Genomic DNA, 19,282 nt, shown 5'->3' with positions numbered 1-19,282 from the left:
TCCCCTCGTTGAGTCCTCCGCCGTGGCTGGCCCCATCCTCGTCGTCGACGACGACAACTTCTTCCGGCAGCTCGCCTCCGACATCCTCACCCGGAGGGGCTATCGCGTCGTCATGGCGGAGAGCGCCGCCCGGGCCCTCGAGGAGGTGGGGCGCGAATCCTTCGACCTGGTCATCACCGACCTGGTGATGCCCGAGATGGACGGCTTCGGCCTCACCGCGAAGCTGCGCGAGCGCGACCCGGATCAGGAAATCATCCTCATCACCCAGCGCACGGACGTGAAGGGCTCGGCCATGGCCCTGAGCGCGGGGGTGGCCGTCGTCCTCACCAAGCCCGTCGACGAGACGGACCTGCTGCTGGCCACCGAGCGCGCCATGGAGCGCGCCCAGCTGCGCCGCGAGCGCACCCAGCTCCAGACCGAGAACTTCGAGTTCGCCCGCTACCAGAACCTCCACCAGCGCTGCCTGGAGTTCCTCTCCCAGCCGGACCTCGAGTGGCTCCAGGAGCGTGTGGCCGCCGAGCTCGCCTCCGTCTGCGATGCCCAGAGCGCCGCCCTGTGGATCACCGATGACCGCGGACACCTCATCCTCCGTGCCTACCGCGGCCTGCTGGACAAGCAGTTCCTCACCGATCGCATGAGCCCCGAGGGGCCTCTCGGCAACCGTCTGCGCGAGGCCACGCCGTGGATTGCCCGCGACGAGCGCTCGCCGGTGCTCTACGTCCCCTTCGTCACCAGCGGGGAGATCATGGGCCTGGCGCAGCTGTCGGATCCGCTCGGCGGGGACTTCCGCGTCGAGCACGTGCGCTACGCGAAGATCCTGGGTGACTCGGCCGCGGTGGGCGTCAAGAACGGCCGCCGGATCCAGGCATTGCAGCGGCTGGGGCTCCGGGACCGCGACACCGCCGCCTACAACCTCAGCTACTTCACCGACTACGCCTCCAAGGAGATCTACAAGGCGCGGCGCTACGGGCGGTCGTTCTCGCTGCTGACGTTCAGCGTGGACAACCTGCCCATGGTGCGCATGCGCCTGGGCGTGGCGGACGCGAAGCTCGCGGTGCGCGGCATCATCAAGGCGTTCTCGCGCATCGTCCGGGACTCGGACGTCATCGCCAAGGCGAGCGACCAGGAGTTCTACCTGCTGCTGCCGGAGACGGACTTCTTCGGCGCGATGATGTTCGTGCGCCGCGCCCTGGACGCGGTGCGCGCGGAGCCGGAGGCGCGGGAGGTGGAGTCGCGCCTGCCGTTGGCGCTGGTGGGCGGGGCGAGCACCTTCCCCAAGGACGGCGAGGACTTCGACGAGCTGGTGCACCGCTGCCGCCGGCGCATGGACGAGCGGCGCGCCTCCCTGCAGCGCAAGCTGATGCTGGACACGCTGCCCTTCTGGGACGAGGTGGACCTGCTGCTCGGCAATGCCTCCAGTCCCAAGCTGCCAATAGAGGAGAACGCCGAGCCCTCGCGCCGGGGCAAGGTGTCCGACGTCCTCTTCGACGAGCTGCAGACGGAGATCGCCCGCGAGTTGATGCGAGATCCGGGCTCGCGCGGGCTGCTGTACGTGGGGGGGCCGGAGATCCGCGCGGATCTGCCCATCGCGATGGGGTTGGAGTCGGCCCCTCCGGACATGGCCTCGCGCATCTACCTGCTGGGGCGGCGCTCGGACCTGGAGTCCCACCCGGCGCTCACGCCCGTCTTCCTGGAGGGAGACGACCGGATGAACCGGCACGAGTTCATCCTCTGGCTCTCGGAGAGCGCCGCCTACGCGCTCATCCAGCGCCGGGGGCTCGGGGCCACCTGGGGCTTCCATTCATCGGACACCGCCGTGGTGGATGGGCTCATCACCCGTTTGCAGGCTGAGTACGATCTGCAGCCGTACTGAGAAGGTTGGGGAGCGACCATGGCCCAGGTTCGAAAGATCCTCATCGCCGATCCCGACCTCGAGTCGGTTCGCCCGCTCTCGCGCGCCCTGCGCACCAAGGGCTACCAGGTGCACTACGCGCCGGATGGCTCGCGCGCCCTGGAAGTCGCCGTGCTGCGCCACCCGGACCTCATCCTCTTCGATGAGGCGTGCCGGATGCTGGACGCGCGCACCTTCATCAACATCCTGCGCACCAACCCGCGCACGGATGACATTCCGGTGGTGGTCTCCACCGGCCAGTTCGAGGCGGACAAGCTGCGCGGCCTGCGCGACGGCTTCCTGCGCAAGCCCTTCAACATCGACGAGGTGCTCTCCCGCATCGAGCACGTCTTCCGCCGCGGCGAGGCGGCCAAGGATCTCAAGGCCGATGTCCAGGAGATCGAAGGCTCGTTGAGCCAGCTGAGCATCCCGGACCTGATGCAGATCCTCGGGATGAACAAGCGCAGCGGCAAGCTGACGCTGGAGCGGGGCAGCGAGCGCGGGGAGATCTCCGTGGTGGAAGGCCGCCCGGTGAACGCGAAGATGGGCCGCGCGGAAGGCGAGAAGGCCCTCTTCCGGCTGCTGGTGTGGACCGAGGGCTCGTTCACCTTCTCTCCGGGCACCACCAGCGGCAAGCCCCGCATCCAGCGCGCCGTGGACGATGCCCTGCTGGAGGCGATGCGCCAGGCGGACGAGCTGAACCGGCTGCTGCCGGGGCTGCCGGCGCGCAACACCCGGCTGGTGCTCTCGCCGGACGCGGACCTGACGCAGGATCAGCATCCGGTGACGGCACAGGTAGTGGAGCTGCTGCGCCAACCGAGGGCGCTCGGAGAGGTGTTGGACCTGGCGCCCGCCACGGACCTGGATGTGGTGGGCGTGTTGCACACGCTCCTCCAGAAGGGCGTGGCCCGGATGGCCGAGGTCCTCCGGGAGGAGGGGAGCGGTCCGCTGCTGGGGCCCGCCGAGCTGCACGCACTGCGAGGGCGCATCCTCCGGGGCCGGGGGCCGTCGCGCGAGGCCACCGCGAAGCTCTTCGTCTGTGGCAGCGGCCCGGCGGTGGCGCGGAAGCTGCTGTCCCAACTGCCCGGCATCGAGGCCGTGGCCGCCGAGCCCCCCGCGGTGAAGAGTGGCTTTGGGACGCTGGGGCGGATGGATCTCAGCGAGCTGCTGCACCTGGACTTCTGCGTGCTGCCTCCGGCGGAGGCCGCGAGGCCGTTGTGGCGGCCGTTCAGCTCGGGAGCGCTGGGCGCGCTGCTCTTCGATGCCTCGGAAGCGGCGGTGAAGCTGGCGCACTTCCTGGCCTGGGACATCCGCATGCCGGTGGTGATGGTGGGCCACCCGGTCCCGCCGGAATTGCAGGGGGCGCCCGCGGGAGCCACCAGCGTGGGGGAGGATCTCCAGGAAGCGCTGCGCAGTTTGCTCATCCTGGCGCTCAACCCGGCGCCGCTGTTGCCTGGCGTCCCGCAGGCCCCACGGTCCATGCCCGTAGCTGGATAGCCAAAGGCAGACACGTTGACCCCCGGGCCCCACCATCGGTGGGTACCGGAAAGCTGGTCATTTCCATGCAATGATTCCCGACTGGTGGGTCATGGACAGTCTCGTGCGTGATGCCAGACATTGGGCACACCCATGCACACCTTCCCCAGGCCCTGGAGGAGAGCCCAGACACCGCGAGTCGGGCGCCTGTCATCCCAGCGGGGGCCACGGTCGTCACCTTCACCTTCGCGGATACGCTCACCGTACTGGCCTCGGGAGAGCTGGCGAGCGTGCTGCTGCGAGGCCTGTCATAGGTAGCGCCCGGAAGTTGCTGACCACGGTGTGTCTGTCCCCTGTCGAGGGCTATCGCATCACCCTCTATGCGCTGCTGGGACCCACGGAGCGGGTCACCGTGGAGGAGTTGCGGACGTCCTGCCAGGTGTCGCAGTAGGCCCGGTGAGCCCGGCGTCGCCCGTGGGGAAGAGCAACTCCAGGTGGTAGCTGTCGCTCTCCAGGCGCGCATTCACGGTGAGGCCGCTCTCGTGGAAGACGTCGAGCATGGACTTGTTCGTCACCAGCACGTCGGCCTGGAAGCCCGGCAGTCCCCGGGCCTGCGCGGCTTCACGGATGCGCTTCATCAGCGCCGTGCCCACCCCCTTGCCCTGCCAGTCGTCGCGGACCACGAAGGCAACATCCGCCAGCCCCGTCGAGAGCACCACGTCGTAGCGCACCACGCCCACCACGTTGTCCGTGCCCGGCACGCACGCCACCAGCGCCATGTTCTGCTCGAAGTCCGGGTTGACGAGCTCCTGTACCTCCTCGTGCGGGTGGCGCTTCTTGAAGCACATGAAGCGCCGGTAGGTACTGTCGTCGCTCAGCCCGTACAGCAGATCCTGGAGCGCCCGCTCGTCGGTGATGCGCGTGGGGCGGATGAGCAGCTCCTGCCCGGAGAGGATGCGCTCCACCCGCTCCTCCGTCCACGGGTAGCGCGCGCGGGGCACTACCTGGTCCGGCAGCACCCAGCGCCGCTCCTTGGCCGCCGCCATCAGCTCCGCGCGGAAGTCCGGGTGCGCGATGTGGATGAGCGCCTTGGCGCGCTCGCGGATGTTCTTCCCCCACAGGTCCGCCACGCCATACTCCGTCACCACGTAGTGCACGTCGCCGCGGCTCGTCACCACGCCGGTGCCCCCCTCCAGCGCCACCTGAATCCTGCTCACCTTGCCGCCCTTCGCCGTCGAGGGCAGGGCGATGATGGGCCGGCCGCCCCGGCTCCTCGCCGCGCCCCGGATGAAGTCCACCTGTCCGCCAATCCCCGAGAAGAAGCACCCGCCCAGTGTGTCCGCCGCCACCTGCCCGGTGAGGTCCACCGCCAGCGCCCCGTTGATGGCCACCATCCGCTCGTTGCGCGCCACCACTCCCGGGTCGTTGGTGAAGTCGCTCGGCCGCATCTCGATGGCCGGGTTCTCGTGCACCCACTCGTACAGCTTCCGGGTGCCCATGATGAAGGACGTCACCAGCTTGCCCGGCAGCAGCGTCTTCCTGCGCCCCGTCATCACCCCCGCCTCCACCAGCTCCATCACCCCGTCGGACATCATCTCCGTGTGCAGCCCCAAGTCCTTGTGGTGCGTGAGCTGCGCCAGCACCGCGTCCGGAATCCTGCCAATGCCCAGTTGCAGCGTGGCCCCATCCGGAATCAGCCGGGCGATGTGGGTGCCAATCTCTTGGGACACCGCGTCCTGCTCCTCGTGGGGACGCTCCAGGAGCGGCTGGTCCACCGGCACCAGTCGGTGCAGGCGGCTCACGTGGACGAACGAGTCCCCATGCGTGCGCGGCATGCGCGGGTTGACCTCGGCGATGAGCAGCGAGGCCGCCTCCACCGCCGAGCGCACCACGTCCACCGACACGCCCAGGCTCACGTAGCCGTGCGCGTCCGGCGGGCTCACCTGGAGGAGGACCACGTCCACCCGGACGCGCTGGCTGCGGATGAGCTCGGGAATCTCCGAGAGGAACACCGGCATGAAGTCCGCCCGGCCCTCCTGCACCGCCTTGCGCGTGTTGGCGCCGATGAAGAAGGCGATGTGCCGGAAGCGGTGCTGGTACTCGGGCTCCACGTAGGGGGCCGGGCCCAGCGTCATCAGGTGCACCACCTCGTTGTCGGCCAGGTGCTCGCCCTTCTCCACCATGGCCTTGACGAGGCTCACGGGCTCGGCTGCCCCCGAGCCGATGAGGATGCGCCGCCCCCGGGGAATCTGGCGGATGGCCTCCTCCGCCGTCGTCACCTTGTCCGCGTACCGCGCCTGCCAGTCCTGTTCGTTCATGAACCCTCCCGTCCCGCCGCTAGCAGCCTTCGTTCCAACGGTGGTGCCGGGGGGCGGAGGTGTCAGCCGACGCAACCCGTGCGCCCTGGGAGGGCACCCCGCGCAACCCGTGCGCGCCGGGCTTCTGGAGGGCAGGGGGCTAGAGGTCCCCCTCGAGCGCGTCGCGCACGCCCGGGAGCTGGGCGAGCAGCTCCAGCTCGGCGGCCTTGAGGTGGGAGACACGGCGTCCGGCGATCCGCTCGAAGTGCAGCTCGATGCGGTGCTCGCCCTCCTCGTTGACGTGGCGGAAGAGCCGGGCGCGCCGGCCCTCCTTCACGCAGGCGAGGATGTCCTTGTGGATGCTGTTCAGCCGGCGATACACCTTCAGCGCCATCCGACCCTCGGGGGTGTCGAACGTGTGGAAGTGCCGGTTGCGCGACAGGGGTCGCGCCGGGTCATGGAGCCTCTCCACGAGGCGCCGCACGAATGGGTCCATCGACGCCGCAGGATAACATCCGCTACCCTCCATCTCAGCGATGCATTTCAAACTTCCTCGCCCGCTCTGGGCCCTACCACTGTTGCTCCCGCTCGCCTGCAAGGACCCGGAGACGCTCTCCGTCCAGACTCGCGAGCAGAAGATCCAGGCGAAGATGGACGAGGGCCGTGACCTCCTGGCCGGCGGGCATCCCCAGCAGGCCGCGAAGGCCTTCGGTGAGGCCGCCGGTCTGATGCCCGATCGCACCGAGCCCCTCATCCAGCTCGCCGAGGCCCATCGCCGGGCGGGCAACACGGGCGCGTCCATCCTGGCCCTCAAGCAGGCCATGGCCCTCAACCCCGCCGAGGCCCCCGACATCAAGCGCAAGCTGGCCGAGCGCTACGAGCAGGACGGGCTGCTGCGCCAGGCCATCGGCCTCCTGCTGGAGCTGCGCGAGGCGGATCAACTCGGTGACCTGGACATCCTCAAGCTGGCCCACCTGCAGACGATGAACGGCCAGCACGACGCCGCCTTCAAGACGCTGGAGCGCATCCAGCGCGAGCGCCCGGACGACGTGGACGCCAAGGTGGTGGAGGCGGAGATCCTCCTGGCCAAGGGCGACGAGGTGCTCGCCGCGAAGCTGATGGATCGGCTCCTGGAGGAGCAGCCGGGGCTCACGACGGCGCGGATTCTGCGCGCCCGCTACTTCCTCCAGAGCGGCTATGCGGAGTACGCCGAGCAGGACCTGGCGCAGGTCCAGGGCGAGGACGCCTCGAAGCCGGAGATCGTCTCGTTGCGGGCGCGGGTGCTCACGATGCTCGGGCGCCACGCGGACGCGGATGCCCTGCTCACCGAGGCGGTGTCCAAGTTCCCGCAGAACGGAGACCTCATCGCCCGGCTCGCCGAGACGAAGCTGGCGCAGGGGAACAAGGCCGATGCGCTGGCTCGGGTGGAGCAGGCGCTGAAGGCGCAGCCGGACTGTGCTCGCGCCCTCTACGTCCGGGGCCGCGTGCAGGAAGTCCAGGGGGACGTGAAGCGCGCGAAGGATGAGTACGGCTACGCCCTCAACGAGAATCCCCGCTTCGCGCCAGCGCTCGCGCGCCTGTGGCGCCTGCAACAGCAGGCCGGTGAGAACCCGGAGGCCATGGTCACCCTGGAGCGGCTCGTCGACACGGGGGAGGCCTCGCTGGAGGAGAAGGTGGCGCTCGCCGACCTGTACGCACAGCTCCGGACGAAGCCCGAACGGGGGCTGAAGCTCATCGCCGAGGCGCTCAAGCAGGACGCGACCAACTTCCAGTACCTGGACATCCAGAAGGCGCTGAAGAAGGCACTGCCCCGGAAGAAGGCCTCCGGGCCCCTCATCATCCGCGGCGGTCGGCGCTGAGCCACGTGGCGGCTCAGGTTCCGGTCAGCACCACCACGTGGCCGATGACCGGCTGACCCGCCTGTCTGCGCAGGGTGTCCTCGTGCTCCACCACCGCGCGCAGGCCCGCCGCATGGGCGCAGCTGCGCACGTAGTCGAGGTGGTGCGCATAGCGCGCGCTCGGCTGGAGCCGGTAACCGGGCTCGGTTCCCTTCTCCACGGTGAAGGCGAACAGGCCTCCGGGCGCGAGCCGCCGGGCCGCTCGCTCGAAGAGCACCTCCAGCGCTCCGAAGTAGACCAGTACATCCACGGCGACGATGAGGTCATGGAGCGTCGTGGCGGCTCCGAGCTCCGAGGTGATCTCCCCGGCGCGCAGCGCATCGTAGACGCCGCGCTCGCTTGCCTTGGCCAGCATGCCCGTCGAGAGGTCGATGCCCTCCAGCCGCCGCGCCAGGGGTCTCAGGAGTGGACCGGCCAGCCCGGTTCCACAGCCCAGGTCGAGCACGTCGAGCTCCCTCCGTCCACCGAGCGCGGCGCGCACCGCGTCCATGAGCCGCTCGGGCGCGCGGTAGGCCAGGAAGCCGCGCAGGCTGTCATCGAAGCTCGGCGCGTAGACATCGAACAGCGCGGTGACATAGGCGTCCGACGAGCGCTCCGGTGGCGCGCTCCCGGTCTCGGCCGCCTCGAGGTAGGCGACTACCTCGTTCCGTTGCGCTTCGGGGACTCCCAGGTCGCGGCAGCGCCGCTCGTGGAGCTGGCGCCGGAGTGGCGCCTCCTCGCTGGCACGCCCGGTCTCCCGGAGGATGGAGATCAGCGTCTTCAGGGCATCCTTGTCCTCCGGCTGCTGCTCGAGCTGCTCGCGCAGCGCCGCCTCGGCGGCCAGGGGCTCCCTCCAGGACCACAGCACCTGCGCCCCGAACGTGGGAGGCACGTACTGCGCCCCTTCGAATCCACACGCTTCCAGGCGCGCACGCCAATCGATGGGGGAGGGTTTCATGGTGTGACCCTCAGGGTACACCCCTGGAGTTCTCCATGGCCATTGACGCCGGGCTCGCTCTCTTGGAAGCGTGGCGTGATGGAGAGCATCGTTCAGGCGCAGGCGCGCAGGTATGCAATGGTGACGGGCGCTTCCAGCGGCATCGGCCGGGAGCTGGCGGCGATCCTGGCGCGCGAGGGCTACGCGCTGGTGCTGGTGGCCCGGCGCACCGAACCCATGAGGGTGCTGGCGGAGCAGCTCCAGCAGGCCCATGGGACACCCTCGGTGGTGGTGGGGGCGGACCTCGGTGCGCCCGAGGGCGTGGCCACGGTGATGCGCGAGGTGAAGGAGCGCCAGCTCGACGTCGAGGTGCTGGTGAACAACGCCGGCTTCGGGTTGGCGGGGCCCTTCGACGAGCTACCGGCCGGACAGCAGTTGGAGATGCTCGATCTCAACATCCGGGCGCTCACCTCGCTGACCCGCGAGGTCATCCCGGGGATGGTGGCGAGGCGGCGCGGGTACGTGCTCAACGTGGCGTCGACGGCGGCCTTCCAGCCTGGCCCGTTCATGTCCGTGTACTACGCCACCAAGGCATACGTGTTGTCCTTCTCCGCCGCACTCCACGAGGAGCTGAGGGGCCGGGGGGTGACGGTGACGGCCCTGTGTCCGGGGTACACCGAGACGGAGTTCGCCGCGCGGGCGGCCGAGCACCAGCGGCCCCGTCTCTTCAGTGGACCGCTCGGGAGTGGGGACGCGCGGCACGTGGCCGAGGCGGGCTACCGGGCCCTGGTACGAGGCAAGGCGGTGGTGGTGCCCGGCGTCATCAACCGGCTGGGCGCCTGGTTCATGCCGCTCACGCCGTTGGCGCTGAAGCTGCGCATCACCCGTTACCTGAACGCGAGCGAGCGCTGAGCGTTGGGGCTCCAATGGACGCAAGAGGGTGGGCGGGGCCGGTGGGAACAGGGTAGATGAACGGTATGAACAAGCGTTACCGCTGCACCGTCTGCGAGCACATCTACGACCCGGCCGAGGGCGATCCCGACTCTGGCATCCCGCCGGGAACTCCCTTCGAGAAGATTCCGGACAACTGGTACTGCCCCCAGTGCGGCGCGACCAAGGCCGACTTCGAGCCCCTGGACGCGTGAGCCCGTAGGCTCAGCCCTTGCGGCGCAGGACGTAGACGACGTGCTGGGCGCCGGGCTCGAGGGGCTGCAGCTCGCCTCCCGCGAACGGCGCGCCGACCAGTGCCATCATCCCGTCCATCGTGCCGTTCATGAAGTACGGATCGATCCCAGGCTGCGGACCGAGGGCGGTGTGGAACTCGGGGATGACCTCGAAGATCATCTCGAGGGTGTTTTCATCCAGGAAGCGGGTCCGGGCCGCCAGGTAGTTGGTCCCGGACTGGAGCCCTCGGGAGATGCGCGTCAGCGACCGCTCCCAGCCGAGCATCCGGAGCATCGCGAACACGGCCCGGCCCATGGTGGTCTGCCCGTAGCCATCCACCAGCTGGCGGCCGAGCCGGTAGCGGGCCTGTTCGCTGGGGAGGTCCGGGTGGAGGACCTCGGCACAGACGTTGATGGCGGCGAACCAGGTGGGAATGGAGTAGGCGACCAGGAAGGGCTGGTCCAGGTCGATGCCGATCGTCTTGAGGCGCTTCCGGGTGCTCTCGTCGAACCGTTCCCTCTTGATGGCGTGCTTGAAGAGCGCTTCCACCACCTGGCTGAAGATGACGGGTTCCTTCCGGGGTGCGACAGCGGTCATCATCGAGCATCCCTGGAGCGAAGGAGGCTCCGCTCGGAGCCCCATCGTCCGCGACGAGCGTCGGGGCTGGGTCGCCCCTCGGCGATGGGCATCTATCACCTTCTCCGGGCATTTGATGCCTCGGAAGTTGACTCCCGAGGTGGGTTCTTCTCGTGCCTCCCGGACGACGTCTCGGGGAGAGCCTCGATGAGCGGGGATCTCCCTGTCAACGATGTGTTCTTTGAGTTTGAGAAAGTGGAAGTCAGCGGGTCGGGAGCCCCTCGGCGGTGTCGACCACCTTCTCCAGGGCCTTGATGCCCTTGCGCTGGCCCACGGCCACCACGGTGAGGTTCTCCCGGGCGAAGTAGCGCCGGGCCACCTCGCGCACCCGGGCCGCGCTCGTTGCGTCCACCAGGTCCGCGCGCAGGCCGAAGGACTCGGGCCGGCGGAACAGCTCCGTGCCGCCGAACCATCCGGCCAGCTCGCCCGGCGAGTCCTGGGAGAACTCCAGCAACATCCGGTGCCGCCGCTTGGCGCGGTTCAGCTCCTCCTCGCTCACCTCCGTGCCGCACAGCTCGCCCAGCACGCGGAACGTCTCCGCCACCACCAGCGAGGCCCGCTCCGGGGCGCTCGCGGCTTCGATCTCGAAGATGCCCGCGTCGTGGAAGGCCTCCAGCGAGGCATGCACCGAATAGGCGAGCCCGCGCTTCTCCACGATTTCAAACGGCAGCCGCGAGGACAGCCCGTCATCCAGGAAGCGCCGCAGCAGTTGCAGGGCGGGCCAGTCCTCGTGGTGCTCGGGGACGGTGCGGAAGCTCAGGCGGAACTCCGTCTGGGACTCGTCATGGGTGACGATGTGGAGGCGGGGCCCGGCGGGGGTGGAGGGCGGTGGGATGTCGAGGCTCTCGGGTCCCTGGGGCAGCCGCGCGAAGTGGCGCTCCACCATCGCGAGCACCTCGTCGCGCTTCACCCGGCCCGCGGCCGTCACCACCAGGTTGCCGGTGACGTAGTGGCGAGCGAAGTGCTCGCGAATCTGCTCGTGGGTGAGGCGCGAGACGGACTCGCTCGTGCCGGCGATCTTGAAGGCCAGGGGGTGCTCGGGGAAGAGCACGCGCTTGGACAGGTTGTCGATGTCGATGTCCCGGCCCTTCTCGTCCACCTCGTCGAGCATCTCCTCGAGGATGATGTTGCGCTCCACCTCCATGTCGGTGAGGCGGGGTCGGGTGAGCATGTCGCCGATGATGGCCAGGCCCACGTCCAGGTGCGCCGGGTGCAGGGGGGTGTAGTAGTAGCCGTGGTCCCGGGTGGTGACGCCGTTGAGGTTGCCGCCCACCTCCTCCACGGCGGTGTTCATCTTGACGGTATCCGGCCAGCCCTCGGTGCCGCGGAAGAAGAGGTGCTCCAGGAAGTGGCTGACGCCGTTGTTGGCGGCCGTCTCGTGGCGGCTGCCGGTGCGCACGTACACCGCGAGCAGGGCGGTGTGCAGGTGCGGGGTCTCGACGGTGACGACGCGCAGGCCGTTGGGCAGGACGTCGCGGTGGTAGGTGAAGCTCATGCGCGGGGAAGCCTGACGAAGAAGGTGGTGCCCTGGCCGGACTCGCTCTGACACGAGAGCTCGCCGCCATGGGCCTTGAGGATCTGCTGGCAGACGGCGAGGCCCAGCCCCGTGCCGTCTTCCTTGGTGGAGAAGAAGGGTTCGAAGATGCGCGAGCGCACGGCCTCGCTCATGCCGCGGCCGGTGTCCTGGAGGGCGACCTCCAGCTCGCGCTCGAGGACGCGCGTGGCGATGGTGAGCCGGCCGCCGTCGGGCATGGCCTCGCGGGCGTTGCGCAGCAGGTTGAGGAACACCTGGCGCAGCTGGCCCTCGTCGGCCAGGGCGCGAGGCGTGTCCGGGGTGAGCTCGCGCACCACCTCCACGTGGGCGCGCTCCAGCTCCTCGCGAGAGAAGTCCAGCACGCTGGCGAGCACCTCGGTGACGTCGGTGGGCTCGAGGCTGGGCCTGGGCGGGCGGGCCATGCGCAGGTACTGCTCCGTCACCTCGGTGAGCCGGTCCACCTCGCGGGTGACGGCGGCGAGCAGCTCGCGCGCCTCGCGGGCATCGGCCGGGGACTCGAAGGTGGCGCGCTCGAAGGCGTCCTGCATCAGCTCCACGTTGAGGCCGATGGAGGATAGGGGGTTGCGTACCTCGTGGGCGACCTGGGCGGAGATGCGGCCCACGGCGGCGAGCTGCTCGGCGCGCATGAGGGCCTCGGCCTGGGCCTTCAGCTGGGCCTCGCGCGCCTGGAGCGAGCGGGCCATGGCATCGAAGCTGCGGGCGAGCACCGCCACCTCGTCGTCGCCGCGCACGCCGAGCTGCGCGCTGTAGTCGCCGCGGCCGATGCGCGACACGCCCTCGATGAGGGTGCGCACCGGGCGCAGCGTGCGGGCGGACCAGGCGGTGGCGCCCAGACCCACGCCGATGGCCAGCACGGACAGGGTGATGATGGCCAGGCCCGTGCGCCGCTCGCGGTCCTCGGCCCCGTCCACGCGCTCGCGGATGCGGTTGCTGAGGGCGGCGCGCAGGCGGTGGATGTCGCTGCCGATGGAGGCCTGATGCTGACGCAGCTCGGCGGTGGCGCGGGACACCTCCTCCGTGGCGGGGCTCTCGCTGGAGAGCACCGTGAAGACGGCCTCGGCCGCCCGGCCGTAGGACTGGTAGCGGTTGGCGAGCTCGCCGAAGCGCGACTCCAGCTCCTGGATGACGATCTGCACCTCGCCCGCGGGGACCAGGGCGCGCATCTCGCGGGTCCGTTCCTGGGCGGCCCGCAACCGCTCCATGGGGGTAGGCAGGTACACCCGGGCGAGCCGGATGAGGGCCCGCCGCGTCTCCACGCTGCCCTCCTCGAGCAACCGCTCGGTGTCCCGCTCCTGATTGGCGTGGATGGACTCGAGCGTGGCGGCGTCCTGGGAGAGCTGCAGGTAGCCCTGGCTCACCAAGCGGATCTCCAGGCGGTTGCGATGGAGCTCGGCCACGCTGAACAGGGACACGGCGCCGAAGGTGACGAGCACCACCGCGTAACCGAGGAAGATGCGGGTGGCGAGCGAGAGCTTCATTCGGGGACAGGGGCCGCGTTGACCACGGCCAGAGGGCATCGCTACGCTCGCGGCGGTCCGAGCGCAAGCCATCTTTGGCTGAGCCGTGGCCGGAAACCGCAAAAGGGGAACGCCATGGGGCGGAGTATCAACGGGTGGACCTTGCCCGCCGGGTGGGGCATCGGACAGGGCAGGGCCCGGTCGCCAGGCTGGAAGGCCTGGGTGGTGGCGATGGGGCTCCTCGCTGGCTGTGGGCCGAGGGAGGGGCTCTACGGGGTGGAACTCCGCACGGAGGCGTGCTCGGGGACGCCGGCCCTGGAGGGGGTGCGTTACCTGCGCTTCCGAGTCACCGGCGTGGGGATGGAGCCCGTGGAGCGCTACGTCCTGGTGGAGCCGGGCCGGGTGGAGCCGCCGGAGGTCCCCTCGGGGAAGGGTCGGGTGCTGGAGGTGCGCGGCTACACGGACCTGCCTGGAGCGGGAGGCCGCGTGGTGTCCGTGGGGCGCTCGCATCCCTTCGACGTGCCGGAGTCGGCGGACGAGGGCCGCCCGACGGTGCGCGTCGCGGTGCGCCGTGTGGACGAGTATGTGAGGCCGGGCGGGGCGAATGATGCGTGCGTGACGCTCGCGGAGCCCCGGGCGGGGCACACCGCGACGCTGCTGGAGGACGGGCGGGTGCTGCTGGCCGGAGGCATCCAGCTCGACCTGAACGGGGACAGCACGACGCTGTCCTCGACGGAGCTCTTCGATCCGGTGACGGGCGCGCTGGAGCAGGGGCTGGGGTTGGGCTCGCCGAGGGCATTCCACACCGCGACGCGGCTGCCGGGAGGCAAGGTGCTGGTGGCGGGAGGCGAGGCGGTGTCGGCGGAGGGGACGTTGCCCATGCGGAATGCCCGGGTGCTGGACGTGGCCCAGGGGACGTCCACGGCGGTGGAGTTGAAGGTGGCGCGCAGCCACCACGCGGCGGCGGTGGACTCGGGCGGGCGGGTGCTGCTCGTCGGGGGAGTGGGGGAGGGGGGGGCGGTGGTGTCGGAGGCCGAGGGCTACGACAGCACGACGGGCCAGGGGTTCTCCGTGAGCACGCGGGTGCCCCGGGTGGGCATGGGGGTGATGGCGGTGCAGGAGGGGCGGCGCATCGCCGTGGTGGGGGGCTGGGATGGGACGGAGTTGCGCCCGGAGGTGCTGTTCTTCGGGTACGAGGGAGGCAGCTTCGTTCCGGTGGGCGAGGGCGCACGGCTGCGGGAGCCCCGGCGCGACGGGGCGCTCGTGCCATTCGGTGGGCCGGAGCGGCTGGCGTACCTGGGGGGCTACGACTCGCCCGGCCGCGTGGAGGACGTGAGGCTCCTGGCCTCCTCGGAGATCATTTCCGCGAGCGACTCACAGGTGACGGCGGGGCCCCAGGTGTTCGCCCGGAGCAACCTGTGCGCGGTGGCGCTGCCGGATGGGCGGGTGATGACCCTGGGAGGGCTGGGGTCCAGCACGAGTGGGCTCGTGAGTGACCCGCATGTGGAGATGCTCGTCCCCGGGAAGGAAGGTGGCCCGACGGCGCTGCTCGGGTTGAAGCCGCTGGAGCGGGAGCGTCACCAGCACACGTGCACGGTGCTGGAGGACGGCTCGGTGCTCGTGGTGGGCGGCCTGGACGACAACGGGGTCCGGCAGACGACACTGGGGGACCTGTTCATCTACACGCCAGTACCGCTGGACTGACAGGTCCTCTTCACCTCTTGGGGAGGGTCGATGCCCGGAGCTGCGTTCGGTCCCAGAGTCAGCGCTTGGAATTCTTGGGCGTTTCCTTCCGCCGCTGGTTTTCTCCACCGCGCCAGCGGTTTGCAATGTTCCAGAGAACGTAAGTCACCAACCGTTGGCATTGGCCAAATGCCCGAAATCAAGTGGATTTTCGAGCGTTGCTGCCGGGTGATTTATAAACCCTGGAACATGGGCACAGCTGACGTTTCATCGGAGCGCTGGCGTCCACTCGTCGACTTCGACCTCTAGCGAGGACTCGGTTGTGATCCTGCCCAGAATCTTTCTGAGAACTCCCGAGTCGCGTCCACCGAGCGTGAAGGCCTGATTGCCGATAAGTTCTTCCCTCGGCGTACGCGAGCATATCAGGACCGAATCGTGCCGCTCGTAAAGGCCACAGCGAGGCCCGGTGGGAATCGGCTTGGTGAACCCAAGACTACTCATCAGCGGATCGAGGTGTGAGAGGAGATCTGGATCATCGCTGGAGAGAACGCCCTCACACTGTTGCGGCATCTTGTTGACCCTGAACTTCAAGAGCGCACCCCATGCTAACATTTCGCGCAAAGTCTCGAAGCTGTCGTAAAGTTCACCTCCCTTGGCGTAACGTTCCGTCACCAGGGCGTCCTCTCGAGCCGGCGCATCGAAATCGTAAAAGACATGCAGAGGCATCATCTCATTGGATTCATATCCGATGAGCAAGAATCGGGGGTCGGGCATGACCAACTTCTCGGCGTAGCAGGCGAGCACGCGTTGCGCTGAGAAGTCTACAGTCGGATAGGCCAGAGCCCCCATGCTCTTACCCATGCGACTTAGGAACCAGCGATAGAATGGAGGCAAAGGGTGACCAGCAAGCCGCTCGATCTTCTCGATCATGTCGGGAGTCGCCCCCTGCCACTGGTCCGCGAGTTCTGGCTCGATTCTCAGGAGCAGTTCTTCCATCTCGAGTTCCATTAAGGGTGCTGACATTCGATTTCCTTGTCTTCGGGGCAGAGCATTGAAGGAATGATGACATTGCAGGTCAAACACGGCGGGACGGTCTTTCCATGGTCGAAGTAAGCTTCGACCTCTTCACCGCTCTCCGCATCGCGGAACCTGATCTTCGCCTCAACCGGCTGCTTTCCGCTGTGGAACCATCGTTCGGTGAGGCCAGCCGGATAGGCTTTATCTTCTAGAGCGAGCACGAGTGCCCTTGGGCCAGCACAAGAGCCCGGAGGGTAGGCCGCAGACGAGGTCTCACCGCGCTTGCTCTTTTGGGCGCGGTGAGTGAGTTTCTGCCACGTCTTGTCTAAGTCTGCCCCTCGTTGGCTGAAACGACCTTCAAGGAAACTCTTGACCTTTTTCTTTTTGATGTCAGGACTGGTTGCAGTCGTGGGGCCCACCCATTTTAGCTCCGCGATACTGTCGCAAACACATTGGAGTGTATCCCCCGAGTGGTCTGCATAGGTTTTCTTTTTTCCACACTTGCACTGGACTACCCCCAGCATTGTCGCGAGAGGGGGAGATTCGCCAGAGCGCACCTTCCTGGCGACTCTCTGCGCTAGTCGCCCGGCATTGACCTTCGTCGACGGAGCCTCTTTCAGAGTAGCGTCTTCACCGTGTCGCTGCCTGCACAAAGGGCATTTGTCCTCCCCATTGACGACCGTGACGAACCCGGTCGTTTGGAGCACGCCCATCATTGTCGCCGCGTTCGCCGGGCTGCCGCTCGGCCCGCAGTTGTTGAGCATCGGGTCGCCGAGCAGTTGGACGTTCTTCCCCTCGATCTTCACGTCCATGGACCCGGGTCCCACGAAGCTCGTGGGTCCTTCCACGTTGGAGGAGACGATTCCGCCTCCGGTCCCCTTGCTGGCCACGTCACCCATGGAACCGAAGGTGGCGCCCCTGATCGCCACCTTCTTCCCTTCGATTGTGACGCTCTTGGAGTAGTTCTTCGGGTCTGTTCCGCTCTTGCCGATGTTGGGCAGAGGGGTCGGGACAAACGGAGCTGGCGGCCCCGGCATCTTGCACACGTTGGGCAACGTCGCCGCGGCGACCCCGTTGGTCCCTTCGGTCACCGGGGTCTTCGGAGTATTCACAGAGACTTTCGACATTCGGATTGCCTCCTCATGACACCTGGGGAGCTTGCAGGAGCATAGCCCCTCTCAGCCCGCCATCTGAGCCTGCCATCACCAGAGCCCTCGGGCCTCGCGCGTAGCTCCGCGCGAACGCCTGGACCGCCAGGATGCTCCCGAGCGTCCCAAATGCAGCGCCCACGTCACCCCAGCAGTCGCTCGGGGCCTTGTACCCGGGCGTCTTCCAGACCGACGGTGCACGCAACGCGACGAAGCCCCACTCCTCACTGCGGTAACGTTCACCATTGATATCCGTGTACACGGCGTCGACGCCCTCGCGGGGACGGTCGAGGCCAGCGATGGCGCCTTGGAGCGCCTGGGTCATTCCGACGCCGAACGAGCCCGTGTCACTGTCGCGCAGCAGTCGCTCCTGTGCGGTGCTCGCCCCTCGCATGATGGCCAGTTGGGGGAGGCGCAAGCGACGGCGCAGTCCCGCGCTCATCAGTGCGAGGCATCCAGCTCCCTCGCCCGGGGTGAACCCGTTGCGAATCCCCGGTTGTGCGAACCGGCGGCTGCGCTCCAACCATGCGAACGTATCTGCGTGGTGGTAGCTGTCGACTCCAACGACCAGGAACAGATTGTCCCTGCTTTCGGAGCACTCCCTCACCACCTGCTCGACGGCCCGAATCGCTCCGGCGTGCCCTCGCCCGGCGATCTCGACGTGCGCGTTGGACGTTTTTGCTCGGAACCGAGCAGCCAGGGCGTTCGCCACCCAGGCCGCGTCGTCCTCGGAGAACCCCGGGCGGGTTTCTGGAAGCGCGAGCAACACGCTGAGCCTGCCCCCGTAGAGGATCTTCTGATCGATCTTGGCTTCAATCTCCTCGAGAACACTCTCGGCCATGGGCGCCAGACGGTCTCGTCCCTCGAACTTGGGTTCGAGCAGCCGGTCGGCGGCGACCACGACCGGTTCGCCGCGAGGGTCGATGAAGGGATACTCGGCGTACCGCGTGATGCCAGCGCGCACGGCCGCCGCACTGCTCTCGGCGGTGAGGCCGACAGGGGTTCGCGCGCCGACGGCCACCACCTCGACCTGGGCGTTCACATCGTACTCCTTTGTTCGACGATTTCCGTTTCGTCGAGATAGTCCGCGTCAGGGACGGGAACGCGCAGCACGCTCTGCCACACCAGGGAGAGGTGCCTCTCCTCGGGCTCCACGAGCACCGTTACCAGTCGCGAGCCGTGCTGCTCGCGCCGCGTGCCGATGCGCGTGGTGAAGCCGAGCGAAATGCGCGGGAGCTCGAAGCGCAGGACACCGTCGGGGGTCATGTTCAAGAGCTCGACACGCTCTTCGCCGACGATGGGCTTCTCGGTCCGCTGGTCCGTGGGGGCACTCAGCGCGAAGGCGGGATCGAAGTCATCAGGCAGCAGCGGCTTCTTCGATTGTTCCCACCGTGCGTCATATGTCCCCGCGAGCTTGCGCCGCGGCATCCAGGAGGAATCGATCGGGCCGAACCCCGCCGGTCCCATCTCCGCTGGAGCGCCACGTGGATACTCTATCGCGTGGGCCAGTTCCCCAACGACGTCAGTTGTTCGCCGCGCGAAGCCGCGTCCGATCGGGTTCCGCTCATCGATACGCTGCTTCTGGGGATCGGGGTTGGACAGGTCGCTGCCACCGAATGCGAATTCGTATCGAATCGGGCGCGTGGTGAACGGCTGCGGCCGGGTCACCGTCACGCCGAGCAACCCCCGGTCGTAGAGGCGTTCCCCGTGTATGAGTATCTCCTTGTGGAGCCGTTCGATACGGAGCGAGACCGGCACCGTGGGAGCAGGTTTTCCATGCGGCGCGTGCGCGTGCGCGGCGACCAGCACGTCCGTGCCCGGCTTCGCCGCGAGGAGATCGGAGTCGTAGCGCAAGCTCGACCGGCCTGGTTCGCCGAAATACTCTGGTGCCAGCACCGGGGGCGGTTGCTCGTCCGCCAGCATGAGCCGTCCCCCGGGAGCGATGTCGAACGTTGCCTTGACTGCGACGAGCCACCAATGGACTCCGTCCTTGTCGCGCGTCCAGTTCCGTTCTGCGGCGTAGGCCGTGCGATTCTTCAGCCCCCACATTGTTTAATCCCCCCTACTTCGGAGGAGTGACGTTAGATAAATTCAGATGCATATGTCAAACGTTGTAGGTGTTTGCCATCCAGCACTCTCGTTGC

Annotated in this window: 17 protein-coding genes; 7 read left to right on the top strand and 10 right to left on the bottom strand. The window is 68.1% G+C overall.

Annotated elements, in window-relative coordinates; all coding sequences use genetic code 11:
- The first annotated feature begins 22 nt into the window (after positions 1-22).
- The 3 genes from DAT35_RS18370 to DAT35_RS18360 all read left to right on the top strand — a co-directional run bounded on the left by DAT35_RS18370 (position 23) and on the right by DAT35_RS18360 (position 3,681).
- Positions 23-1,873: a response regulator gene (locus DAT35_RS18370; protein WP_108068316.1), complete on the top strand. Its 1,851-nt coding sequence runs from the start codon at positions 23-25 to the stop codon at positions 1,871-1,873.
- A gap of 18 nt (positions 1,874-1,891) precedes the next feature.
- Positions 1,892-3,388, top strand: a complete 1,497-nt coding sequence (locus DAT35_RS18365; RefSeq protein WP_108068315.1) for a DUF4388 domain-containing protein — start codon at positions 1,892-1,894, stop codon at positions 3,386-3,388.
- Between the two features lie 107 nt (positions 3,389-3,495).
- Positions 3,496-3,681, top strand: coding sequence for a hypothetical protein (locus DAT35_RS18360; RefSeq protein WP_158501767.1), 186 nt, complete (start codon positions 3,496-3,498; stop codon positions 3,679-3,681).
- A gap of 93 nt (positions 3,682-3,774) precedes the next feature.
- Here the strand turns inward: DAT35_RS18360 and DAT35_RS18355 are convergent, their stop codons facing one another.
- Positions 3,775-5,685 (bottom strand): bifunctional acetyl-CoA hydrolase/transferase family protein/GNAT family N-acetyltransferase, encoded by a 1,911-nt coding sequence (locus tag DAT35_RS18355; RefSeq protein ID WP_108068313.1) that lies wholly within the window; start codon positions 5,683-5,685, stop codon positions 3,775-3,777.
- A 139-nt stretch (positions 5,686-5,824) separates the two neighbouring features.
- On the bottom strand, positions 5,825-6,160 hold the full coding sequence (locus DAT35_RS18350) for a hypothetical protein (RefSeq protein WP_108068312.1): 336 nt from the start codon (positions 6,158-6,160) through the stop codon (positions 5,825-5,827).
- A 40-nt stretch (positions 6,161-6,200) separates the two neighbouring features.
- Here DAT35_RS18350 and DAT35_RS18345 point away from each other — a divergent pair, with 40 nt between their 5' ends.
- Positions 6,201-7,523, top strand: a complete 1,323-nt coding sequence (locus DAT35_RS18345) for a lipopolysaccharide assembly protein LapB (RefSeq protein ID WP_108068311.1) — start codon at positions 6,201-6,203, stop codon at positions 7,521-7,523.
- A gap of 13 nt (positions 7,524-7,536) precedes the next feature.
- Here the strand turns inward: DAT35_RS18345 and DAT35_RS18340 are convergent, their stop codons facing one another.
- Positions 7,537-8,499 carry a class I SAM-dependent methyltransferase gene (locus DAT35_RS18340; RefSeq protein WP_108068310.1) on the bottom strand — a complete coding sequence of 321 codons (963 nt, stop codon included), beginning with the start codon at positions 8,497-8,499 and terminating at the stop codon, positions 7,537-7,539.
- Positions 8,500-8,577: 78 nt separating this feature from the next.
- Here DAT35_RS18340 and DAT35_RS18335 point away from each other — a divergent pair, with 78 nt between their 5' ends.
- Both DAT35_RS18335 and rd read left to right on the top strand, forming a co-directional pair.
- Positions 8,578-9,390 carry an SDR family oxidoreductase gene (locus DAT35_RS18335; RefSeq protein ID WP_108068309.1) on the top strand — a complete coding sequence of 271 codons (813 nt, stop codon included), beginning with the start codon at positions 8,578-8,580 and terminating at the stop codon, positions 9,388-9,390.
- Positions 9,391-9,455: 65 nt separating this feature from the next.
- Positions 9,456-9,623 (top strand): rubredoxin, encoded by a 168-nt coding sequence (gene rd, locus DAT35_RS18330; protein ID WP_108068308.1) that lies wholly within the window; start codon positions 9,456-9,458, stop codon positions 9,621-9,623.
- A 10-nt stretch (positions 9,624-9,633) separates the two neighbouring features.
- On the opposite strand, the gene DAT35_RS18325 is transcribed toward rd, so the two are convergent.
- From DAT35_RS18325 to DAT35_RS18315, 3 genes are all read right to left on the bottom strand, one after another.
- Positions 9,634-10,242, bottom strand: coding sequence for a DUF2378 family protein (locus DAT35_RS18325; RefSeq protein WP_158501766.1), 609 nt, complete (start codon positions 10,240-10,242; stop codon positions 9,634-9,636).
- A gap of 238 nt (positions 10,243-10,480) precedes the next feature.
- Positions 10,481-11,773: a pitrilysin family protein gene (locus DAT35_RS18320; RefSeq protein WP_108068306.1), complete on the bottom strand. Its 1,293-nt coding sequence runs from the start codon at positions 11,771-11,773 to the stop codon at positions 10,481-10,483.
- Positions 11,770-13,311, bottom strand: a complete 1,542-nt coding sequence (locus DAT35_RS18315; protein WP_108068305.1) for a HAMP domain-containing sensor histidine kinase — start codon at positions 13,309-13,311, stop codon at positions 11,770-11,772. Before DAT35_RS18315 ends, DAT35_RS18320 begins: the two co-directional genes overlap by 4 nt.
- A gap of 114 nt (positions 13,312-13,425) precedes the next feature.
- Between DAT35_RS18315 and DAT35_RS61820 the strand changes: the two genes are divergently transcribed.
- Positions 13,426-14,994, top strand: coding sequence for a kelch repeat-containing protein (locus DAT35_RS61820; RefSeq protein ID WP_255415185.1), 1,569 nt, complete (start codon positions 13,426-13,428; stop codon positions 14,992-14,994).
- A gap of 246 nt (positions 14,995-15,240) precedes the next feature.
- On the opposite strand, the gene DAT35_RS60750 is transcribed toward DAT35_RS61820, so the two are convergent.
- The 4 genes from DAT35_RS60750 to DAT35_RS18290 are packed head-to-tail and all read right to left on the bottom strand — an operon-like array spanning position 15,241 to position 19,187.
- Positions 15,241-15,969, bottom strand: coding sequence for an SMI1/KNR4 family protein (locus DAT35_RS60750; RefSeq protein WP_233261539.1), 729 nt, complete (start codon positions 15,967-15,969; stop codon positions 15,241-15,243).
- 11 nt (positions 15,970-15,980) lie between these two features.
- Positions 15,981-17,117, bottom strand: coding sequence for a PAAR-like domain-containing protein (locus DAT35_RS18300; RefSeq protein ID WP_108068304.1), 1,137 nt, complete (start codon positions 17,115-17,117; stop codon positions 15,981-15,983).
- 13 nt (positions 17,118-17,130) lie between these two features.
- On the bottom strand, positions 17,131-18,180 hold the full coding sequence (locus DAT35_RS18295; RefSeq protein WP_108068303.1) for a hypothetical protein: 1,050 nt from the start codon (positions 18,178-18,180) through the stop codon (positions 17,131-17,133).
- Positions 18,177-19,187 carry a DUF2169 domain-containing protein gene (locus DAT35_RS18290; RefSeq protein ID WP_108068302.1) on the bottom strand — a complete coding sequence of 337 codons (1,011 nt, stop codon included), beginning with the start codon at positions 19,185-19,187 and terminating at the stop codon, positions 18,177-18,179. Before DAT35_RS18290 ends, DAT35_RS18295 begins: the two co-directional genes overlap by 4 nt.
- Positions 19,188-19,282 lie beyond the last annotated feature (95 nt).

The sequence above is a fragment of the Vitiosangium sp. GDMCC 1.1324 genome (genome assembly GCF_003044305.1).
In the GTDB taxonomy this organism is placed as follows: Bacteria; Myxococcota; Myxococcia; order Myxococcales; family Myxococcaceae; genus Archangium.
The sequence above is the reverse complement of the archived record's forward strand: the minus strand, read 5'-3'. Positions and strand labels throughout refer to the sequence as shown.